A 17,374-nucleotide genomic window follows, 5' to 3' on the forward strand; every position below is an offset into this window, starting at 1 on the left:
CTCATCCGGCCGCCTAAATCGAGCCGCCAGCCGATGCCGGACTTTCGACCTGCCCCAAAAGAGGTTCTCACACAGCCTGGGCCCATCGCTTCCGTTGATGTGGTGCAGCTACATGTCAGTTCATAGGAGCAGACCGGAAGTTCGCAGCCGAGCACCAAACCGACGCTTTTGACCCTAATGTATGGTCCGGCCGTGCGTTGCAAGAAGATTTCGTCGGATTGGTGGTGAGTGGTCTTGCATCAATGTATCCGGCCTTTGATTGGAGCATTTTCTCCGGGCCATCATGGATATCAGCGCGCGTGCGTTCTCATTAGCCGACAGGCCTCGATTGGGCCATTTGGGTCACCAGTGTTCGCATGCGCCGGGAAGACCGAACCTCCATCTCGTCTCATCCTCTCGCAGACCTCGGCTGGAACCTGTTGATGGGGTTACCTCATCGCTTGCTCCTCCTACCTCGCAGTTCCTGTGTTCGAGCCAGGGGCCGTTCCTTCGTCCCGGCCCGCAGGACATGCGTCGCGTCGCGCGCACGGGCGGTCAGGGCCGGCCGTTGCGCTTGGCTTGCGGCTGGCTCCGGCGTTGCCAGGCCGCGCCTTGACCGCGCCGAGCACGACGCGAGGATCAAGCGGGTCGGACGCCTGCATCATTGGTCCTTGTCAGCTCGAAGGCGCGTCCTTTAGCCAGCACCGCCCAGGCGATGCGAGCAAGCTTGTTGGCGAGCGCGATCGCCAGCACGTTGTGGTGCAATCGCTTCTTGGCGGCTTCGATCCAGGATCTGAGTCCGTAACGTTCCCAGTTCTTGATCCTGACCAGCACAACCCATGCCGCCTGCACGAACAGAACGCGCAGGTAGCGATTGCCGCGCCTTGAGATTTTGCCGAGGATCGTGCGGTCTCCCGTCGAGATCTGCTTGGGCACCAGTCCGAGCCAGGCGCCGAAGTCACGGCCTTTGGAGAAGACGTCTCCAGTGCCGATCGCGGCCACCATGGCGCTCGAAATGATCGGCCCGATGCCAGGCACCGTCATCAGGCGCGAACATGCCTGATCTTGACGGGCCAGTGCTTCGATCTCGCCGGAGAGGCTATCGATGCGCTGATCCAGCCGACGCCAGTCGCCTGCCAACTCCTCGATGACACGCAACATGCGTGGCGACAGGGCATCGGTGCGCGTCGCAAGGATGGTGGGCAGTTCTGTGCGCAGGAAGCCGATACCCTGGCGCACCGCGATCCCGCGTTCCAGCATGAAGGCGCGAATCTGGTTGATGATGCCGGTGCGTTGCGACACCAGCCGCTCGCGCACCCGATGCAGCGCCTGCAGATCCAGTTGCTCCGCGGTCTTGGTCGCCACGAACTTCATCGTCGGGCGCTGCACGGCTTCGGCAATCGCTTCGGCGTCATTGAAGTCGTTCTTCGGTCCCTTGCTATAAGGGCGGACATATTTGGCCGGCATCAACCTGGCATCGTGACCTAACGATGCGAGTTTGCGGCTCAAATGATGTGCGCCGACGCAGGCTTCCATGCCGATCAGGCAAGGCGGCATATTGGCAAGCCGCGCCTCCACCTGGCCACGCGACCACTTTTGCCGCAGCACGATGGCGCCGCGCGCATCGTGGCCCACGACGTGGAATGAGTTTTAGCCGATATCGATGCCGATCACGGCGATCGCAGTACTGGGTGTCTGGGACATGGCGTGCTCCTTGTCTTGGCGCCCCTGGCCAGCTTATCGCTGGCGGGGCAGGAGCACGGCCGGACCATCCCATTAGCCGACAAGGCAGGACTTTGACCTAGGTCGGCGAGTGACCCATAGTGAGGCATTCGGGAAGTCTGCATGGTCTGGGGGCCGACAACTTGTCATTCGAACATTGCCAAGGCTTGCTCGCGATCTGGAATGATGTTGCTCCGGGAAGAGAGAGCGATTTTGAGCACTGGTATCAAGCCGAACATCTTCCGGAGCGCCTGGCTGTTCCGGGATTCCGTCTCGGACGACGCTGGGAAGCTCTAACTGGCCAACCTCAGCATTTCTGCTGCTATCTCGTCGATGAACCGGACGTTCTCTCCTCTGCTGCCTATATGGACCGCCTCAACAATCCAACGCCGTGGACACGACGCATCATGTCCGAAGCCTTTCAAAACATGACCCGTTCAGCGTGTTCTCTCGTTGCGTCAGGAGGTTCGGCGCGCGGTGCAATGTGCGTAGTTGCTCGTTTTTCAGAGGCCATGAACGAAGCCGTCTTAACGGCTTCAATTGGCAAGTGGGGAATGGTACCGGGGATCGCTCGATGGGAGATGTGGAGAGCCGTACCGACCGATATCGCGGAAGAAGAGCGACTACGTGGTGGCGATGTGAGAATCGCCGGCTGTGTCCTTGTTGAAACACTTCGACTTCGGGAAGCCGAACTTGCCTGCGGCGAGCTCGCTGGTGCTGCGGGCATCGACCGGCAGCCGGGAATATATCAGTTACTTTGCGCGCGAGTCCGCGCCGGAACGTGAAACTTCAAGTCCCTCATTTCTTCTTCTGGCCCGTCGCGCCAGTTAGTGCGTTTAGCGATATGTCCGGAGTCGGCGATAGACCGGAAGTCACTGGCTCGTAGCAAACCGACGCGATTGACCAACTCGGACACTCTCTATTGGTTGTTTTATCGCTGTTGCTTTTTCGCTTTAATTGTCCGCCTCGGCGACAGCCGAACGGTGCTTCCATAGCGATAATGGGCTTTGTCGCGGTCGTCATTACGGGCAATGGATCGTGGTACCCGACGACTAGGCTATCACCGAGCCGCGCTGGATCGGGCGCGCGATAGTCTGGCGGCAATGCCTCAAGATCGTCCGCTGAATTTATGCCAGTGACCATGACCTAAGGGTGCTTACTGGTTGCCGACGTATCTCTTATCGGCAGCGCACGCTTGTGTGCAGCTGCGTCCTTCTGAAATGCATGCGGCGCTGCCGCACTCGCGTAGCCGAATCGCAGGATTTGGGTGCTGCAACGCGCGCTGATTTCGCGGCCGCGAACGCCGAAGGCTTGAGCGCGCACGCCTACGGCTTTTTGCTTGTCAAACAGGTTTCGCAAGATCAGAATTCAAGAGCAGACGTACATGAGCGCCTGTTCCGATAATTCGAATAATTACGGGGCTGAGCCATGAAAAGATATTCTGTTGCATACGCCACGTTGTTCGGCCTGGGCTGCACGCTCGCAGCATCAAGTCATGCGCAAGAAGTCAAGCTGCAGGATGAATGGTCGCCTCCGCGCGAGGCGAAGGTTTCTCCGGTCACTCAAGACCAGCTCAATGCAGCGGACAAGAATGCAACGAACTTTCTGCTGACCAATGGCAACTACGCTCAAACGCGCTTTCATCCCGCAAAGCAGATCAACCGCGGCAATGTGAAAAACCTGCACGTCGCCTGGATCTTCCAGGCCGAGGTCAAGGAATCCATGGAAACGTCGCCCATCGTGATCGATGGCGTGATGTACGTGACGACATCGTTCAGCCACGTCTATGCGATCGACGCCAAGACGGGCGAACAGCTCTGGCACTATAGCCACAAGATGGGGCCCATAACGACCTACTGCTGCGGTCCCAATAATCGCGGCGTCCAGGTTCTCGGTGACAAGGTTTTTCTGGCCACGCTGGACTCCAAGCTGGTGGCATTGAATGCGAAGACTGGCGATGTCGTCTGGAGCAGCGATATCGCCGATCCCGAGCTCGGCTACAGCGAGACGATGGCTCCGACGGTCGTCAAGGACAAGGTCTTGATCGGCACCAACGGCGGCGAATACGGCGTCCGCGGCTTTGTCAGGGCCTATGATGCGAAGACCGGCAAACTGGTCTGGAATTTCGACACCATCCCCGAAAATTCCGTCGGCGTCTGGGCAACCAAGGACGCTACGGGGCGCGACATGCATCGCGATATCCAGGCTGAAAAGGACCAACTCGCCAAGATCGGCGACCCCTACAAGAAGCTGGGCGGCGGCGTCTGGCAAAATCCCGCTGTCGATCTCGCCACCAACCGGATCTATTTCGTGGTCGGCAATCCGTCTCCCGACCTCGACGGCGCGCCGCGCCCCGGCGACAATCTCTACACCAACTCGCTGGTATCGCTTGACCTGGATACCGGAAACTTCGTCTGCCACCTTCAGTATATTGCCCACGACGTCTGGGATCTCGATGCCGCGAGCCCGCCGGTGCTGGTGGATGTGAAGGGCAAGGACGGCAAGACCATTCCGGGCGTGATCCATGCCGGCAAAACCGGTCACATCTATGTTCACGACCGGAAAGACTGCAGCCTGATCCGGTTCTCCGAGGCGATGGTGCCGCAGGAGAATATGTGGACCTTGCCGACCAAAGAAGGCGCGCGCATGCTTCCGGGGGCAAACGGCGGCGTCGAATGGTCGCCGATCGCTACCGACCCGGGACAGGGACTCGCCTACGCCATCAATCTGCATCAGCCCATGCACTACCGGGTCGAGAACTCGCCCTATCCGAACGGCAAGCTCTGGCTTGGTGGCGCCTTCACGGCCATTCCAGGTGAGAGGCAGGCGGGAAATATCACCGCCGTCGACTACAACACGGGCAAGATCAGATGGCAGGTGAACACGCCAGAGCCGATGATCGGCGGCATTCTCGCCACCGCGGGCGGTCTGGTCTTTGCTGGTGAAGGCAACGGCAAGTTCGCCGCCTACGACTCGTCCACCGGCAAGGAATTGTGGAGCTTCCGCGCCGGTGCGGGCGTCAATGCGCCGCCGTCCAGCTATTCGGTGGGCGGTAAGCAATATATCGTGGTCGGCGCGGGCGGCAACACTCAGGTGAACTTCAGGCGTGGCAACAACATCATCGCCTTTACGCTCGATTGAACGAACGTCGCCATCACCCAAGCGGGGCCAGAGTCGGCCCCGCTTCTGCAAACCCCACCGGAACTCGACGGTCTGCAGTTTGGGCTGGATGATTTCGATCGGGATGATCCTCGGGGCATTATTGACCGCAGCCCCCGCCTTTGCACAAAGCATCGCGGAGAAAGTCGAGGTCTGCGCCGGCTGCCACGGCCAGGACGGCAGGCCGAGCGACAAGTCGATTCCCGTCATCTGGGGACAGCAAGCAGGCTACATTTACATCCAACTGCGCGACTTCAAACGGGGAGATCGCAAGAACGAGATGATGCAGCCGACCGTGTCGTCCTTCGAGAAGGACGACATGCTGGCGATCGCGGAGTATTTCGCGCAAAAGCCGTGGCCTGATCTGGGCCAACCCCGCGCGCCGAAGCAAATAGCCCGGCAGGCGATCAGCGCCGAGCACTCGGTAGGCTGCACCGGCTGTCATCTCGATCAGTTTCAAGGTAGTGGCACGACACCGCGCCTGGCCGGCCAGAGCCGGGAATACCTTGCCAAGACAATCGCCGATTTCCGCACCCGTACGCGCGGCAACAACCCCGGCATGACCGATCTGATGCTCGCCACGCCTGTCGACGATCTTGCAGCGCTCGCGCAATATCTCGCTGGTCTTTAGACTAAAGCGCGATGAGATTGGGAAGAGTCATCATCGCGCTTCACACTTTTCCGGATGTTTTAAGACGCGCCCTCGCTACGGCGTAGCCAGTCGATCACGCAACAACGATAGTGAGGTGAGATCCGCGGCGCGTTTGCCAGCGTTGTCCTTGAGCGAGGGGTCGGCGCCTCGCACGAGCAGGAGGCTGGCGATCTCAGCGTGCCCACCTTCGGCGGCGATCATGAGAGCGGTCCGGCCGCGGGCATCGCGATCATCGATGTGCGCGCCTGAATCCAGTAGATACCTCACAACCTCGACGGCGTCCGTCTCCGGAATTTTTTCATCCGGACCCGCAGCCCACATCAGCAGCGTCAGATCATTCGGATAGCGGGCATTGATGTCGATGTTTCGCGAAAGCAGGCGCTTCACAATGTCAAGCCGGGCGCGGGCCGCCGCGTAGACAATTGGCGGTTTTCCGGTGTCGTCGGGCGCGCCTTGGTCGGCGCCATGCGCCAGCAGCGTTTCGACGATTGCGTCGCTGCCTGTATAAGCGGCGGCCGCGACCGGAGATACTCCACTGCGTCCGGTGAGTTTGACATCGGCGCCGCGTTCAACAAGTCGCCGGGCGACCGCGACATGGCCGCGTTCAGCCGCGAAGTATAGCGCCGTTGCGCCCGCGAGATTGCGCGCATCAATTGGAGCGCGACGCGCAAGCAAAAGATCGACCATTTCCAGATGGCCAGATCGCGCGGCGTGGCTGAGCGGGCGGGCTCCAAACCGGTCGCGCGCGTCCACTGACGCGCCATAGTCCAGCAGCCAGGTCGCCAGCTCGGTACAATTCTCGTCCGCTGCAGAGAATAGAAGTAAGGAGACCTCCATTGCAGTGATCTGAGATTGCGCGGGTTGAAACCGACGGTCGATTTCCTGACATCTTTCCGAGGCGACGGCGAGGGCCGCCGACGAAGTGCCAAGTACGAGCAATGCGCCCGAGCATAGAGCTGCAACGTGCCGGGACAAGAGACAACCCTCCCTCGCCATTTCTTCATGCAACATGACACAGCGCGTGGTCGATGCCAAGTTGGCCGACATCACCAAAGCTGCCGCCTCAAAGTGCACCAGACTACGGAAGCGCGAACTTCTGTTTTTGGCCCAAATGCGAAGTACCGACCGCATCGGGCAATGTCTGGGTTTGGGGGCGAAGCGGAATATATCTGCTCGCGCGGAGTATTTCGCATCTTGACCCTAAGCGGTCCTAAGCGGCCCCCTAGACAGGCCGTCTCGCCGGGGGGATCATGCAGCCCTAGCCGAACCAGAGGGCGCCGTCATGGACGTCGGAGGTTGGCTGCGGAAGCTTGGCCTCGAACAGTATGAGGCGGCATTCCGCGACAATCAGATTGATGAGACAGTCCTGCCGAGCTTGACGGCGGAGGACTTGAAGGACCTTGGGGTAGGACTTGTAGGGCATCGCCGTAAGCTGCTTAGCGCTATCGCGGGGTTGCGCGCAGAGGCGGGAGCGCCAACACTAATATTCGACACTCCACCGGCGAAGGAAAAAGCTGCCAACGATACGGCCGAGCGCCGCCAGGTCACCGTCATGTTTTCGGACCTTGTCGGTTCGACGTCGCTCTCTGCATGTATGGACCCGGAGGATCTGCGTGAGATCATTTCGGCCTATCAGACTTGCGTTGCCGGCGCTGTGCGCCGGTTCGAGGGGTTCGTCGCGAAGTACATGGGCGACGGCGTGCTCATTTATTTCGGTTATCCGCAAGCACACGAGGACGACGCCGAGCGAGCCGTGCGCGCAGCATTGGAAGCGATTGCTGCAGTGGGCGCACTCAAATTGTCCGTTCGGCTGCAGACCCGCGTCGGCATCGCGACCGGGCTAGTGGTTGTTGGCGATCTGATCGGATCGGGGGAAGCACAGGAGCGCGGCATCGTCGGCGAAACCCCCAATCTTGGCGCGCGCCTGCAAAGCTTGGCTGAGCCGAACACCGTTGTCATTGCCGAGAGCACGCGAAGGCTTTTGGGAGATCTGTTTGAACTCAAGGACCTCGGACGGCAGGAACTTAAAGGTATCCCAGGCCGCATCAGGGCTTGGGCGGCGCTGCGCCCTTCCGCAGTCGAGGGCCGCTTCGAAGCCCTACACGCGGGCGGACTGACAGAACTCATAGGGCGCCAAGAGGAACTCGACGTGCTGCTGCGGCGCTGGTCGAAGGCAACGACCGGCCACGGCCAAGTCGTGTTGCTTTCTGGTGAACCGGGAATTGGCAAATCACGGCTCACCGCGGCTGTGGTCGAACGACTAGCTTCCGAGCCGTACACCCGCTTGCGCTATTTCTGCTCACCGCAGCATACAGACAGCGCGCTTTACCCGATCATTAGCCAGATGGAGCGTGCGGCTGGGTTCGTGCATGACGACCCAATACAAGCAAAGCTCGACAAAACAGACACCCTGCTGGCGCAGACTTTGACGCCACGCCAAGACGCTGCGCTGCTCGCTGAAATGCTTTCCCTGCCGAACAACGGACGATACCCCAGTCTAGAGCTAACTGCGGCGCAGCGCCGACAAAAGACGTTTGAAGCGCTCACCGCACAACTTGAGGCTCTATCCAAGTCCAGTCCCGTCCTGATGATCTTCGAGGACGTGCATTGGATCGATCCGACGAGCCTTGAAGCACTCAGTCGTACGGTCGATCTCCTAGAAAATCTCCGGGTGCTGCTGATTATCACGTACCGACCCGAGTTCAACCCGCCGTGGATCGGAAAGCCACATATCACCGAGGTCCATCTAAACCGCCTCGGCGAGGACGAGAGCAAGGCCATAATCTACCGGGTGTCCGGAAACACGCTGCTTCCTGCGGGCATCAGACAGGACATTATTGAGCGCACTGATGGCATACCCCTGTTCGTCGAGGAAATGACCAAAGCCGTGATGGAGGCAGGCGAGGAAGGTGCTGAGAGATCAGCTGCGAGTTTTCCCTCGCCGTCTGTCGCCGTCCCTCCAAGCCTCCATGCCTCGCTGATGGCCCGACTTGATCGGCTCGGCTCACTCGCCAAAGAGGTGGCTCAGGTTGGCGCGGCTATCGGCCGGGCGTTCTCCTACGAGCTGCTGAAGTCCGTAGCGCAGCGAAGCTCGGCTGAGCTGAATGGAGCACTCGATCAGCTAGGATCCGCCGAACTGATCTTCCGGCGCGGAATGCCGCCAGACGCGGAATACACCTTTAAGCACGCCTTGGTGCAAGATGCCGCCTACAGCACGCTGCTACGGGCACCCCGTCAGAAGCTGCATGCACGAATTGCCAAAGTGCTCGAACAGCTCTTTCCCGAGCGTGCCAACATCGAACCCGAGTTGTTGGCGCGCCATTTCACAAACGCCGGACAGGCAGCGAGCGCTATTTCATACTGGTTGAAGGCCGGACGGCGTGCGGCGGAGCGCTCCGCCGACGAGGAGGCTGTGCGTCATCTCAGACGCGGCCTGGAGATGTTGATGACGCTGCCGGACTCGACTCAGAAAGACCGGCAGGAACTCGACTTCCAGCTCGCTTTGGGCACGCCTTTGGCCGCTCAGCACGGGTATGGCAACCCCCTCGTCGGAGCTGCACGCGATCGTGCCATCGCCTTGTGTGAAAAATTAGGCGACACGCAGCACCTATTGCCGAGCCTCTACGGCCAGTATGCCTATTGCATAGCGAGCGGGAAGATCCCCAAGGCACTGGAGTATTCGGAACGCTGCCAATCCCTGGCCGCGCGCACCGGCGACCGTCTGGCGCGACTGATCGCGCACCGCGCCATGGGCGCTTCGCTGCTTGAAATGGGCGAGTTCGAGGCGGCGAGAGCACAGTTGGAACAGATCCTTGCAATCGACAAGGCCGAAACGGACCAATCTCTTTCGGTGCTTTACGTTGCAGATCCGCGCGCGTCAGGTCTCGCCTATCTGGCACTGAGTCTGTGGGCCTTGGGATACCCCGACCAGGCAGTCGCAGCGCGCCAAAATGCAATCAAGCATGCCCGGGACGCAAACCATGCGAATACAAGCGGCATCGTTGGCATCTACGCTGGCGCACAGTTATCCCTGTTGCTCGGCGACACAAAAGACGTCAAGAGCTACGTTGAGAACTTGAACGCACTACTTGAAGCGCGGCTGCCACTTTGGGCCAAAAGCTGCGGTCAAATACTGAGCGGTTGGGCGATCGGGTGCGCAGAGCAGCTGGAAGACGGCATTGCGCTGATGAAACACGGAATACATGCGGCCGAACAACAAGTTCGATTTCATTCCCCGCACTACCATTCTCTGCTTGCGATCCTACAAGCACGCGCTGGAGATATGCAGGATAGCCTGAGCGCGATCAGAAAAGCCAAGGAGCTGATAGCCGAAACGGGCGAATCTCTCTGGCACGCCGACGTGCTCAGAATTGAGGGTGAACTCCGATTGCTTTTCGGAGCATCCACAAAGGAAGCTGAAGCAAGCTTTGTTCAATCTCTCGAAGTCGCCAGCAAGCAGCGGGCAAAATCGTTCGAGCTGCGCGCCGCGATGAGCATGGCGCGGCTGTGGCGCCATCAAGGGAAACGGGATGAGGCCAGCGAACTTCTCGCCCCGGTCTACGGCTGGTTCACCGAGGGTTTTGACACATGGGATTTGAAGCAGGCCAAAACGTTACTCGCCGAGCTGGCCTAATGAGTGGCAGGTCAGCTTTTGGCACGAACCGGACCAACCAGGCCGGTCTCTCGATGTCTGTTGATCGGAGTAGACCGGAAGTGGCTGCCCGGTGGCCAAACGACGCGATTGACCCAGAGCGGCCCTCACGGTTGACCACCTCTCTCGCTGCGACCTTGTTTCGCGGGTCACGGGTGGGGACAAGCGTGTATCGTGCCGTTGCACAGGCGTAACGCACCTTCAGGAGGAGCGTCGCATGATCGATAGACGAGGCCTCGTTGCAAGCGGGATTATTATCACTGTGCTTGCGCCGCGATCGGTTAAGGCGCAGAGACCAGGAAAAGTATGGCGAGTGGTTTTCTTTTCGGTTGCGGCGGGTCCGAACCCTCTTGCTGATTCCTTCAGGCGAGGATTGAAGGAGTTAGGTTATAGTGAGGGGCGCGACATCTCGATCCAGTACCGTTGGATGGCTGGTCATGAGAGCCAATATGACGATGTGGCGCGGGAGTTGGTCCAGAGTGAGCCGGACGTGATTGTCACGGCTGGCCATCCGCCAGCGGTTGCTATCAAGAAGGCTACAGCACAGATACCAATCGTCGCGCTTGCCGTCGTTAATCCCGTAGGAGGTGGCCTCGCTGCCAGCATCTCTCATCCCGGTGGCAACTTGACTGGATTTTCTTTGGAGGTCACGCCGGAAACAAACGCCAAAATGCTCGAGCTTCTGCACGAAGCAGCCCCTAAACTCACTCGAATTGGTGCACTTTGGAATTCTGCGAATCCTGGCAGCCGTTTCTACCTTGATGCGGTGAAGCAGGCAGCACAATCGCAAAAGCTTACTCTCAACGCTTACGATGTGCGGCGAGCCGAGGACATCGACACTGTGTTCCGTTCACTTCGCGGAAACGTCGAGGGGCTCATTGTTTTTCCAGAGGGGCTCCTATGGACGTATCGGCGTAATATCGTTGATGCTGCGCGGGAGGCACAACTAGCGACGATTTTTGGTTATCGCGATGCGGCCGAAATGGGAGCACTGATGAGCTACGGCCCCGATCTCGTCGATCTCTTCAAGAGAGGCGCAGCATACGTCGGCAAGATCATCAAAGGCGTCAAACCTGCCGAGCTTCCGATTCAACAGCCGGCAAAGTTCGAGTTGGTGATTAATGTCAAGACATTGTAGGCGAGCACATTCAGCGCCATCTCGGTCGCGACCTTGTGCTGTCTTTGCATCAGGAAGTGCGTCGCACCCATCCAGGGTGATGCGGCCGAAATGGGAGCACTGATGAGCTACGGCCCCGATCTCGTCGATCTCTTCAGGAGAGGCGCAGCATACGTCGGCAAGATCATCAATGGCGTCAAACCTGCCGAGCTTCCGATTCAACAGCCGGCAAAGTTCGAGTTGGTGATTAATGTCAAGACGGCCAATGCCTTGAACATCGGGATACCGCCAACGTTGCTCGCCCGCGCGGATCAGGTGATTGAATAAACGTATTAGTCGTCCCGGCGCACTAGTCCGCTTGTGGCCCGTTTGAGACATGCCTGCCCAGTCTGGCGATGTCTGCTTATGCGGTTAGAACGGAAGTGCCCGGCTCAGGGGCACACCGACGCAATTGACCCCAAACGGACGCGCAAGAATCCTCTGCTTTGAATTGCTCCGCGCTCAAGATTTTGTTTTAATCTTGACGGCAATAGCTGCAGCCGCCTGCCAGACTCTAGTGTAACGAGGCACTGAAGGGGGAGGTGAAGGGAATTGGGCCGCGCAACGCTTCGACGAAAGTTGGCTGCCATCGTTGCAGCCGACGTAGCAGGTTATTCTCGTTTAATAAGCCATGACGAGACTGCCACCCTTCAAACACTTTCCGCCTATCGGCAAATTGTCGATGGGCTTATCTCTGATTTCGGCGGCCGGATAGCAAACACCGCGGGCGATAGTATTCTCGCCGAGTTTCCCAGCGCAACGGACGCGGTTGAATGTTGCGTGGCCGTTCAGCTTCAGCTGTTTGAGGCTGAGGGTGGTCAGCCGGAAGACCTAGCGCTCCGGTTTCGGATAGGTATTCATTTGGGCGACGTTGTCGTTCAGGGGGATGATCTCCTCGGTGACGGAGTTAATATCGCAGCACGATTAGAAGGCATAGCTGACCCCGGAGGTATTTGCATATCCGGAGCCGTCTTCGACCAGATCGATGGAAAGATCGGTCACCCTATCGAACCTCTTGGGCTTCAGACTCTTAAGAACATCGCGCGCCCGATCGAAGCCTACGCAATTCAGTTGCGAAGCCGCTTGGCCTCTTCAGAGACGGCAAATCCCTCCTCATCGAAGTTTCAGCAAGAGATCCGATATTGCCGATCTGAGGACGGCGTCCGACTGGCTTATTCAGTTGTTGGCAATGGTCCCTTCTTGTTGAAGTCAGCGAATTGGATCAATCATTTGGAGCTCGACTGGGAGCTTCCTCTGTATCGTCACCTGTTTGTAGGTTTGACGAAGCGGCACAAACTCGTTCGGTATGACGCACGCGGCAACGGCTTGTCTGATTGGGACCAAAGTGAACTATCGCTGGACGCCTGGGTAAATGACATGGAGGCCGTCGCAGATGCAGTCGGCCTCGAACGCTTTCCTATCTTTGGTTTTTCGCAGGGATGCGCGGTGTCGATCGCGTATGCGGTCCGCCACCCCGAAAGAGTATCCAAGCTCATCTTGTTCGGTGGCTTTGTGACAGGCAGATTCAAGAGGCCTTCGAACACGGCCGCGGACTTGGAGCGATACAAGGCTACGGCAACTCTCATCAGACTGGGATGGAGCTCTGAAGATCCAACGTTCCGGCAGATGTTGGCCTCGCAACTAATACCGGGCGCTACCAAGGAACAAGCGCTTGCGTTCAATGAAATGCAACGACGGAGTTTGTCGGCGGAAAGCGCTGCCAGATACTACGAAACGGTAAGTAACTTCGACGTTCGCGACCTTCTTCCGCAGGTAACTGTCCCGACACTCGTGCTGCATTTCCGAGATGATGCGATGGTTCCGCTTGAGCAAGGTCGGCTGATGGGCGCCGGAATAAAGGGCGCAAAATTCGTTTCCTTACCCGGTAAGAACCATCTGCCTTTGGAAAACGACCCTGGCATGCCGCAGTTTTTCGACGAACTGGAATCATTCCTTCGAGTAGACTAGGCGGTTTCGATCGATGTCTTGCGATTGTCAGCTAGTGGCCCATCGCGTCAGTTGGTCCGATGCAGCGGCTTGTCTGGAGTTGGGGGCAAAGCTGACCTGCCGGCTGAGCGCCCGGACTTCTCAGTTTGACCCAAAGCGGCCGTCGCCCGTGCCGTAGTCCATAGTGCAACCGCAGATGTCGCACCCACGAGCATCATGAAATTCGCAAAACTGCATCAAAAATTTAAGTCAGAGCCAAAAATTTGCACGCCGAATGACTCACAAATCTTGCAACAACGCCTTTGCGTCAGCAAGATCTGGCGTATCAAATCCCTCTTTGAACCAGTCGTAGATCGGCGCCAACAGGTCTTTGGCTTCGGTAGGATGCCCTTGATCACGCCGCAATCGCGCCAAGCTGATCGCGGCTCGAAGCTCGAATGATTTGGCTTTCTGATCTCGCGCAATCGCGAGAGCGTTCTGAAAGAGCCTCTCGACCTCGACTGGGGCGGCTCCTTGGATGCGCCGTAGCTCGCCTTCGATCCGGTTGAGTTCGGCCGCCCACATATGTTCCTCAGTGAGCGCACGGATGTCCTTGGCTTCCGCGATGGCGACCAGACCCTCCTCGGCGCGCCCATGTCGCAGATAACTCTGCGCCAACATGCACAGATACCGGATCTGGTACCAGCTGACTCCCATGGCTAGCCGCTCTGTGGCGCTGCGACGTATCAGCGCTAGGCCGTCTTTTCCATCTCCCTCTTGGGCCATAGTCCAACCCCTAAGGATCAGGCCGCTCAGCCGGAAGTATCGCAGGTTATGTTGATCAGCGAGGTCTACGATTGCATCAGCATAGCTGCGCGTGGAGGCCACGTTGAGGATCAGTTCGTCGAGGCCAGCGCCTCCGTAAATTCTTACGTGAGTGTTGAGAACGGCCTGATTCAATTCGGCCGCATAGTCCAGCGCCGCTCGCTGCCAGCTCCGTGCCCGATCGGGAAACCCCAGAATCCAATAAATGACCTGAAGATACGCGATCGCATAGAACTTCGGGTCATGAACGTAGTGCACCGGTGGCGGGCGATGTCGGCTAGTGTCATAGACACGAAGAATGGTCTCAAAATCGGACCTGGCCTGCTCGAATTCCCCGAAGTAAAGAGCATTGAGCCCTGAAACACGGTACCCCGCGAGCTCCAGCGCTTCATCGTGCATTTCCTGGGCTCTACGCTGTGCCTCGGCGGCCAGCTCGCGTATGTTCTCGTGATCGCCGCGCACAAAGTGAAAGGCCCATTGTCCACTGAGGGTCGAAAACAAGGCGTCAGCATCTCCAAGGCGTGCTCCGAGTTCGCGCGCCCGGCTGAATGCTATCCCGGTCTCCGGACCGGCATAGCCGTGAACCGCAATCAGGGGTGTTCCGATTGCACTTTGAACGATCAGTTCCTGTCGATCCCGCTCGGGACTCTCCGGCAGCATCTTTAGTGACTCGAGCGCTCTGGAGAGATGCCTGATGGCTTCCAAATTGGCGGACCGCTCTGCCGCTTGCCTTCCCGCTTTGAGCCAATAGCCGGCGGCGCGGTCTGGGCACTGGGCTTCGGAGAAATGGCGTCCCAAAACTTCCGGCTCTCGCTTCGCCTGATCGGGAAATTGCGTTTCGAGCGCCTCGGCAATTCGGGCATGTAGTTGTTGCCGCGTTCGGCGCAAGAGCGTGCCATAGGCGGCATCCTGCACGAGCGCATGCTTGAACAGGTATGACGAGTCGGGCGGCGTGCCACGGCAAAGGACCAGACCGGAAGCAACGATCTTTTTTACGCCGGCGCGCAATGCTGCCTCTGAATGCGAGGAGACCGCCGCGAGCAGCTCGTATGAGAACTCTCGCCCGATGGCCGCGCCGATCTGAGCGAGTTCTTTGCCCGGACCGAGCCGATCGAGCCGGGCCATCAGCGACGCATGCAGACTAGCGGGCACGCTACGCGACGGAACCATCGATAATGTGCTCGCCGCGGCGGCTCCATCGATACCGGCTTCCAACACCGCCTTCGTCAACTCCTCGACGAATAGAGGCACGCCGTCGGTACGCTCGACTATCTCACCGACCATTTCGGGAGGCATCCGGCCTCCAGCGACCCCCTCAATCAGTGCTGCGCCCTCGCGCTGACCGAGCCGACCCAAAGTCATGACCGTGACATGAGGCTCGCCGACCCACGGCGGATTGAACTCAGGCCGGAATGTTATAAGAAGCAGCACCGGCACCTTCCGGATCAACTCGACATTGCGGTCGAGTAAGTCGAGGCTCGTCGGATCGGCCCAATGTACGTCTTCGAAAATCTGCAGGACGGGTTGGTGGTGGGCGAGACCTTCGAGTTGTCGCATGAGCGCATCGATCGTCCGCTGCCGGCGCTACTGTGGGCTGAGCTGAAGCGCCGGGTATCGTCCTACGTCGGGCAGGGATAGCAGGTCCGCGATAAGCCGATAGTCGTCTGGCCGAGCCGATCCTTGTGAGAGCAGAGCACCGAGCTTGTTGACCTTGGCATGCGCATCGTCATCGCGCTGCAAGCGGGCAGCTCGCTCGAGCTGGCTAATAATGGGGTGAAAGGCGCTGTCCGTGTGGTGGGGTGAACAAAAGAAACGTAAGCGGGTGTGCGGTTCTCGGCCGATCCGCTCGACAATCGTCGCTGCGAGACGCGACTTGCCGATTCCTGGCTCGCCGGAAATCAGAACTGCTTGGCCGTCACCGGCTTTCGCCTTGGCCCAACGGCGCAGCAGCAGCTCGATCTCCTCGTCGCGGCCAACGAGCGGCGCGAGGCCCGTCGCGTGAAGCGCCTCGAAGCGACTCTCGACAGCGCTCGTCCCGATGACCTCATAGGCACGAACTGGTTCCGAAAATCCCTTGAGCGGAACATCTCCAAGGTCTTGGTAGTCGAACAATTTACCGACCAGAAGGCGCGTGCTTGGCTCGATAACGACAGCGCCGGGTTCCGCCAGGGCTTGTAGTCGCGCTGCCAGATTGGGCGTTTCTCCGACAATTCCACGCTCCTGAGACTCATTCTCGCCAACCAGGTCTCCAACAACCACAAGCCCCGTGGCTATGCCAACCCGTACCTCAAGTCGGTCAGGCGCTGCGACCTCTTTGATCGCCCTGATTATGGCCAAAGCGGTCTGGACTGCCCGCTCTGCATCATCTTCATGCGCCTGCGGATATCCGAAATAGATGAGCACGCCATCGCCCATATACTTTGCGACGAAACCGTCCCAGGAGGCGACCTTACTCGCGACGCAACGATGATAGGCTGCGATCACATCTCGCAAATCTTCAGGGTCGAGCCGAGTGGCGAGCGCGGTCGAACCGACAAGATCGCAAAACATCACCGTGACCTGCCGACGCTCCGCGGAGAGTGTCGTCAGTCCAGATATCGGCGGCGTGGCCGACAGCGGCTCCGTGCGATTGATCGTGGCGTCAATGACCAGCCGGCCCCCGCACTTCCGGCAGAACTTGGCTTGCGGTGGATTAATGTTTTGACAAGTCGGGCACGCGACCGAGACCACTGCCCCGCATTCAATGCAGAACTTGCTGCCCTCTGGAATGGTGGCCTTACAGCTTGAGCACTCCATACGACACTTGGCTTTCGGAGTCGTCGGTCGTCAGGCTATAGGAGGGGCCGGACAGAATGTTTTGTTGCTCTGCCCGCGGCCCAGTTAGTCCAGCGATCAAGACGTTTAATTGAACGTGTGCAGCTTGATCCTCAGGCTGCCATCACTCTGCCGCTCAAAGATATGCGTCGCAAGGCCGCCCCACGGCTGATCTTTTCCACTGGCGTCCTTGCCTTTGGCCGACCACTTCGCTGCACCGAAAAGCAGCGTGCCGTTGCCATGCGCCTCAACAACTTCGAGCTTATGGCCCGTCGCGCCTCCCGCGAAAATGCCGCTGAAGAATTTTTCCACGCCGGCCGGCCCTTTGATAACTTCATGGCTGGCCGGAAGAAAGATCGCGTCGTCGGCATAGAATGCGGCGATAGCCTTTGCGTCTCCTTTACCGAAGGCAGCGTCCCAGGCCCGCTGCTGACCTCAGCTTAGGGTGCCGCGAGGTCCGCTTCCTGAAGGTGACCCGAACAGCGCCATG

At 59.0% G+C, this 17,374-nt stretch carries 10 protein-coding genes and 2 pseudogenes; 7 read left to right on the plus strand and 5 right to left on the minus strand.

What is annotated here, in order from left to right:
- Positions 1 to 618 precede the first annotated feature (618 nt).
- Positions 619 to 1,683: pseudogene (locus XI09_RS10830) on the minus strand (IS110-like element ISBj4 family transposase).
- 161 nt (positions 1,684 to 1,844) lie between these two features.
- Between XI09_RS10830 and XI09_RS10835 the strand changes: the two are divergent.
- The 3 genes from XI09_RS10835 to XI09_RS10845 all read left to right on the plus strand — a co-directional run bounded on the left by XI09_RS10835 (position 1,845) and on the right by XI09_RS10845 (position 5,491).
- Positions 1,845 to 2,486 carry a DUF4286 family protein gene (locus XI09_RS10835; protein ID WP_271566820.1) on the plus strand — a complete coding sequence of 214 codons (642 nt, stop codon included), beginning with the start codon at positions 1,845 to 1,847 and terminating at the stop codon, positions 2,484 to 2,486.
- Between the two features lie 673 nt (positions 2,487 to 3,159).
- On the plus strand, positions 3,160 to 4,842 hold the full coding sequence (locus XI09_RS10840; RefSeq protein ID WP_271566821.1) for a pyrroloquinoline quinone-dependent dehydrogenase: 1,683 nt from the start codon (positions 3,160 to 3,162) through the stop codon (positions 4,840 to 4,842).
- An 88-nt stretch (positions 4,843 to 4,930) separates the two neighbouring features.
- On the plus strand, positions 4,931 to 5,491 hold the full coding sequence (locus XI09_RS10845) for a c-type cytochrome (RefSeq protein WP_271566822.1): 561 nt from the start codon (positions 4,931 to 4,933) through the stop codon (positions 5,489 to 5,491).
- Positions 5,492 to 5,566: 75 nt separating this feature from the next.
- On the opposite strand, the gene XI09_RS10850 is transcribed toward XI09_RS10845, so the two are convergent.
- Entirely contained in the window at positions 5,567 to 6,487 is a 921-nt protein-coding gene (locus XI09_RS10850) for an ankyrin repeat domain-containing protein (RefSeq protein ID WP_271566823.1), read from the minus strand.
- A gap of 307 nt (positions 6,488 to 6,794) precedes the next feature.
- Between XI09_RS10850 and XI09_RS10855 the strand changes: the two genes are divergently transcribed.
- From XI09_RS10855 to XI09_RS10870, 4 genes are all read left to right on the plus strand, one after another.
- Positions 6,795 to 10,145 carry an AAA family ATPase gene (locus XI09_RS10855; protein ID WP_271566824.1) on the plus strand — a complete coding sequence of 1,117 codons (3,351 nt, stop codon included), beginning with the start codon at positions 6,795 to 6,797 and terminating at the stop codon, positions 10,143 to 10,145.
- A gap of 235 nt (positions 10,146 to 10,380) precedes the next feature.
- Positions 10,381 to 11,301, plus strand: coding sequence for an ABC transporter substrate-binding protein (locus XI09_RS10860; RefSeq protein WP_271566825.1), 921 nt, complete (start codon positions 10,381 to 10,383; stop codon positions 11,299 to 11,301).
- A 102-nt stretch (positions 11,302 to 11,403) separates the two neighbouring features.
- Positions 11,404 to 11,607, plus strand: a complete 204-nt coding sequence (locus XI09_RS10865; RefSeq protein WP_271566826.1) for an ABC transporter substrate binding protein — start codon at positions 11,404 to 11,406, stop codon at positions 11,605 to 11,607.
- Positions 11,608 to 11,898: 291 nt separating this feature from the next.
- Positions 11,899 to 13,287 (plus strand): alpha/beta fold hydrolase, encoded by a 1,389-nt coding sequence (locus XI09_RS10870; protein WP_271566827.1) that lies wholly within the window; start codon positions 11,899 to 11,901, stop codon positions 13,285 to 13,287.
- A gap of 258 nt (positions 13,288 to 13,545) precedes the next feature.
- Here the strand turns inward: XI09_RS10870 and XI09_RS10875 are convergent, their stop codons facing one another.
- The 3 genes and pseudogenes from XI09_RS10875 to XI09_RS10885 all read right to left on the minus strand — a co-directional run.
- Complete coding sequence (locus XI09_RS10875; protein WP_271566828.1) at positions 13,546 to 15,627, minus strand: hypothetical protein; 2,082 nt, start codon at positions 15,625 to 15,627, stop codon at positions 13,546 to 13,548.
- A gap of 27 nt (positions 15,628 to 15,654) precedes the next feature.
- Positions 15,655 to 16,866, minus strand: coding sequence for an adenylate/guanylate cyclase domain-containing protein (locus XI09_RS10880; RefSeq protein WP_271566829.1), 1,212 nt, complete (start codon positions 16,864 to 16,866; stop codon positions 15,655 to 15,657).
- Between the two features lie 105 nt (positions 16,867 to 16,971).
- A pseudogene (locus tag XI09_RS10885) lies at positions 16,972 to 17,301 on the minus strand (YybH family protein); the annotation flags it as partial.
- Between the last annotated feature and the right edge of the window lie 73 nt (positions 17,302 to 17,374).

The organism is Bradyrhizobium sp. CCBAU 11386, from assembly GCF_028128955.1.
In the GTDB taxonomy this organism is placed as follows: domain Bacteria; phylum Pseudomonadota; class Alphaproteobacteria; order Rhizobiales; family Xanthobacteraceae; genus Bradyrhizobium.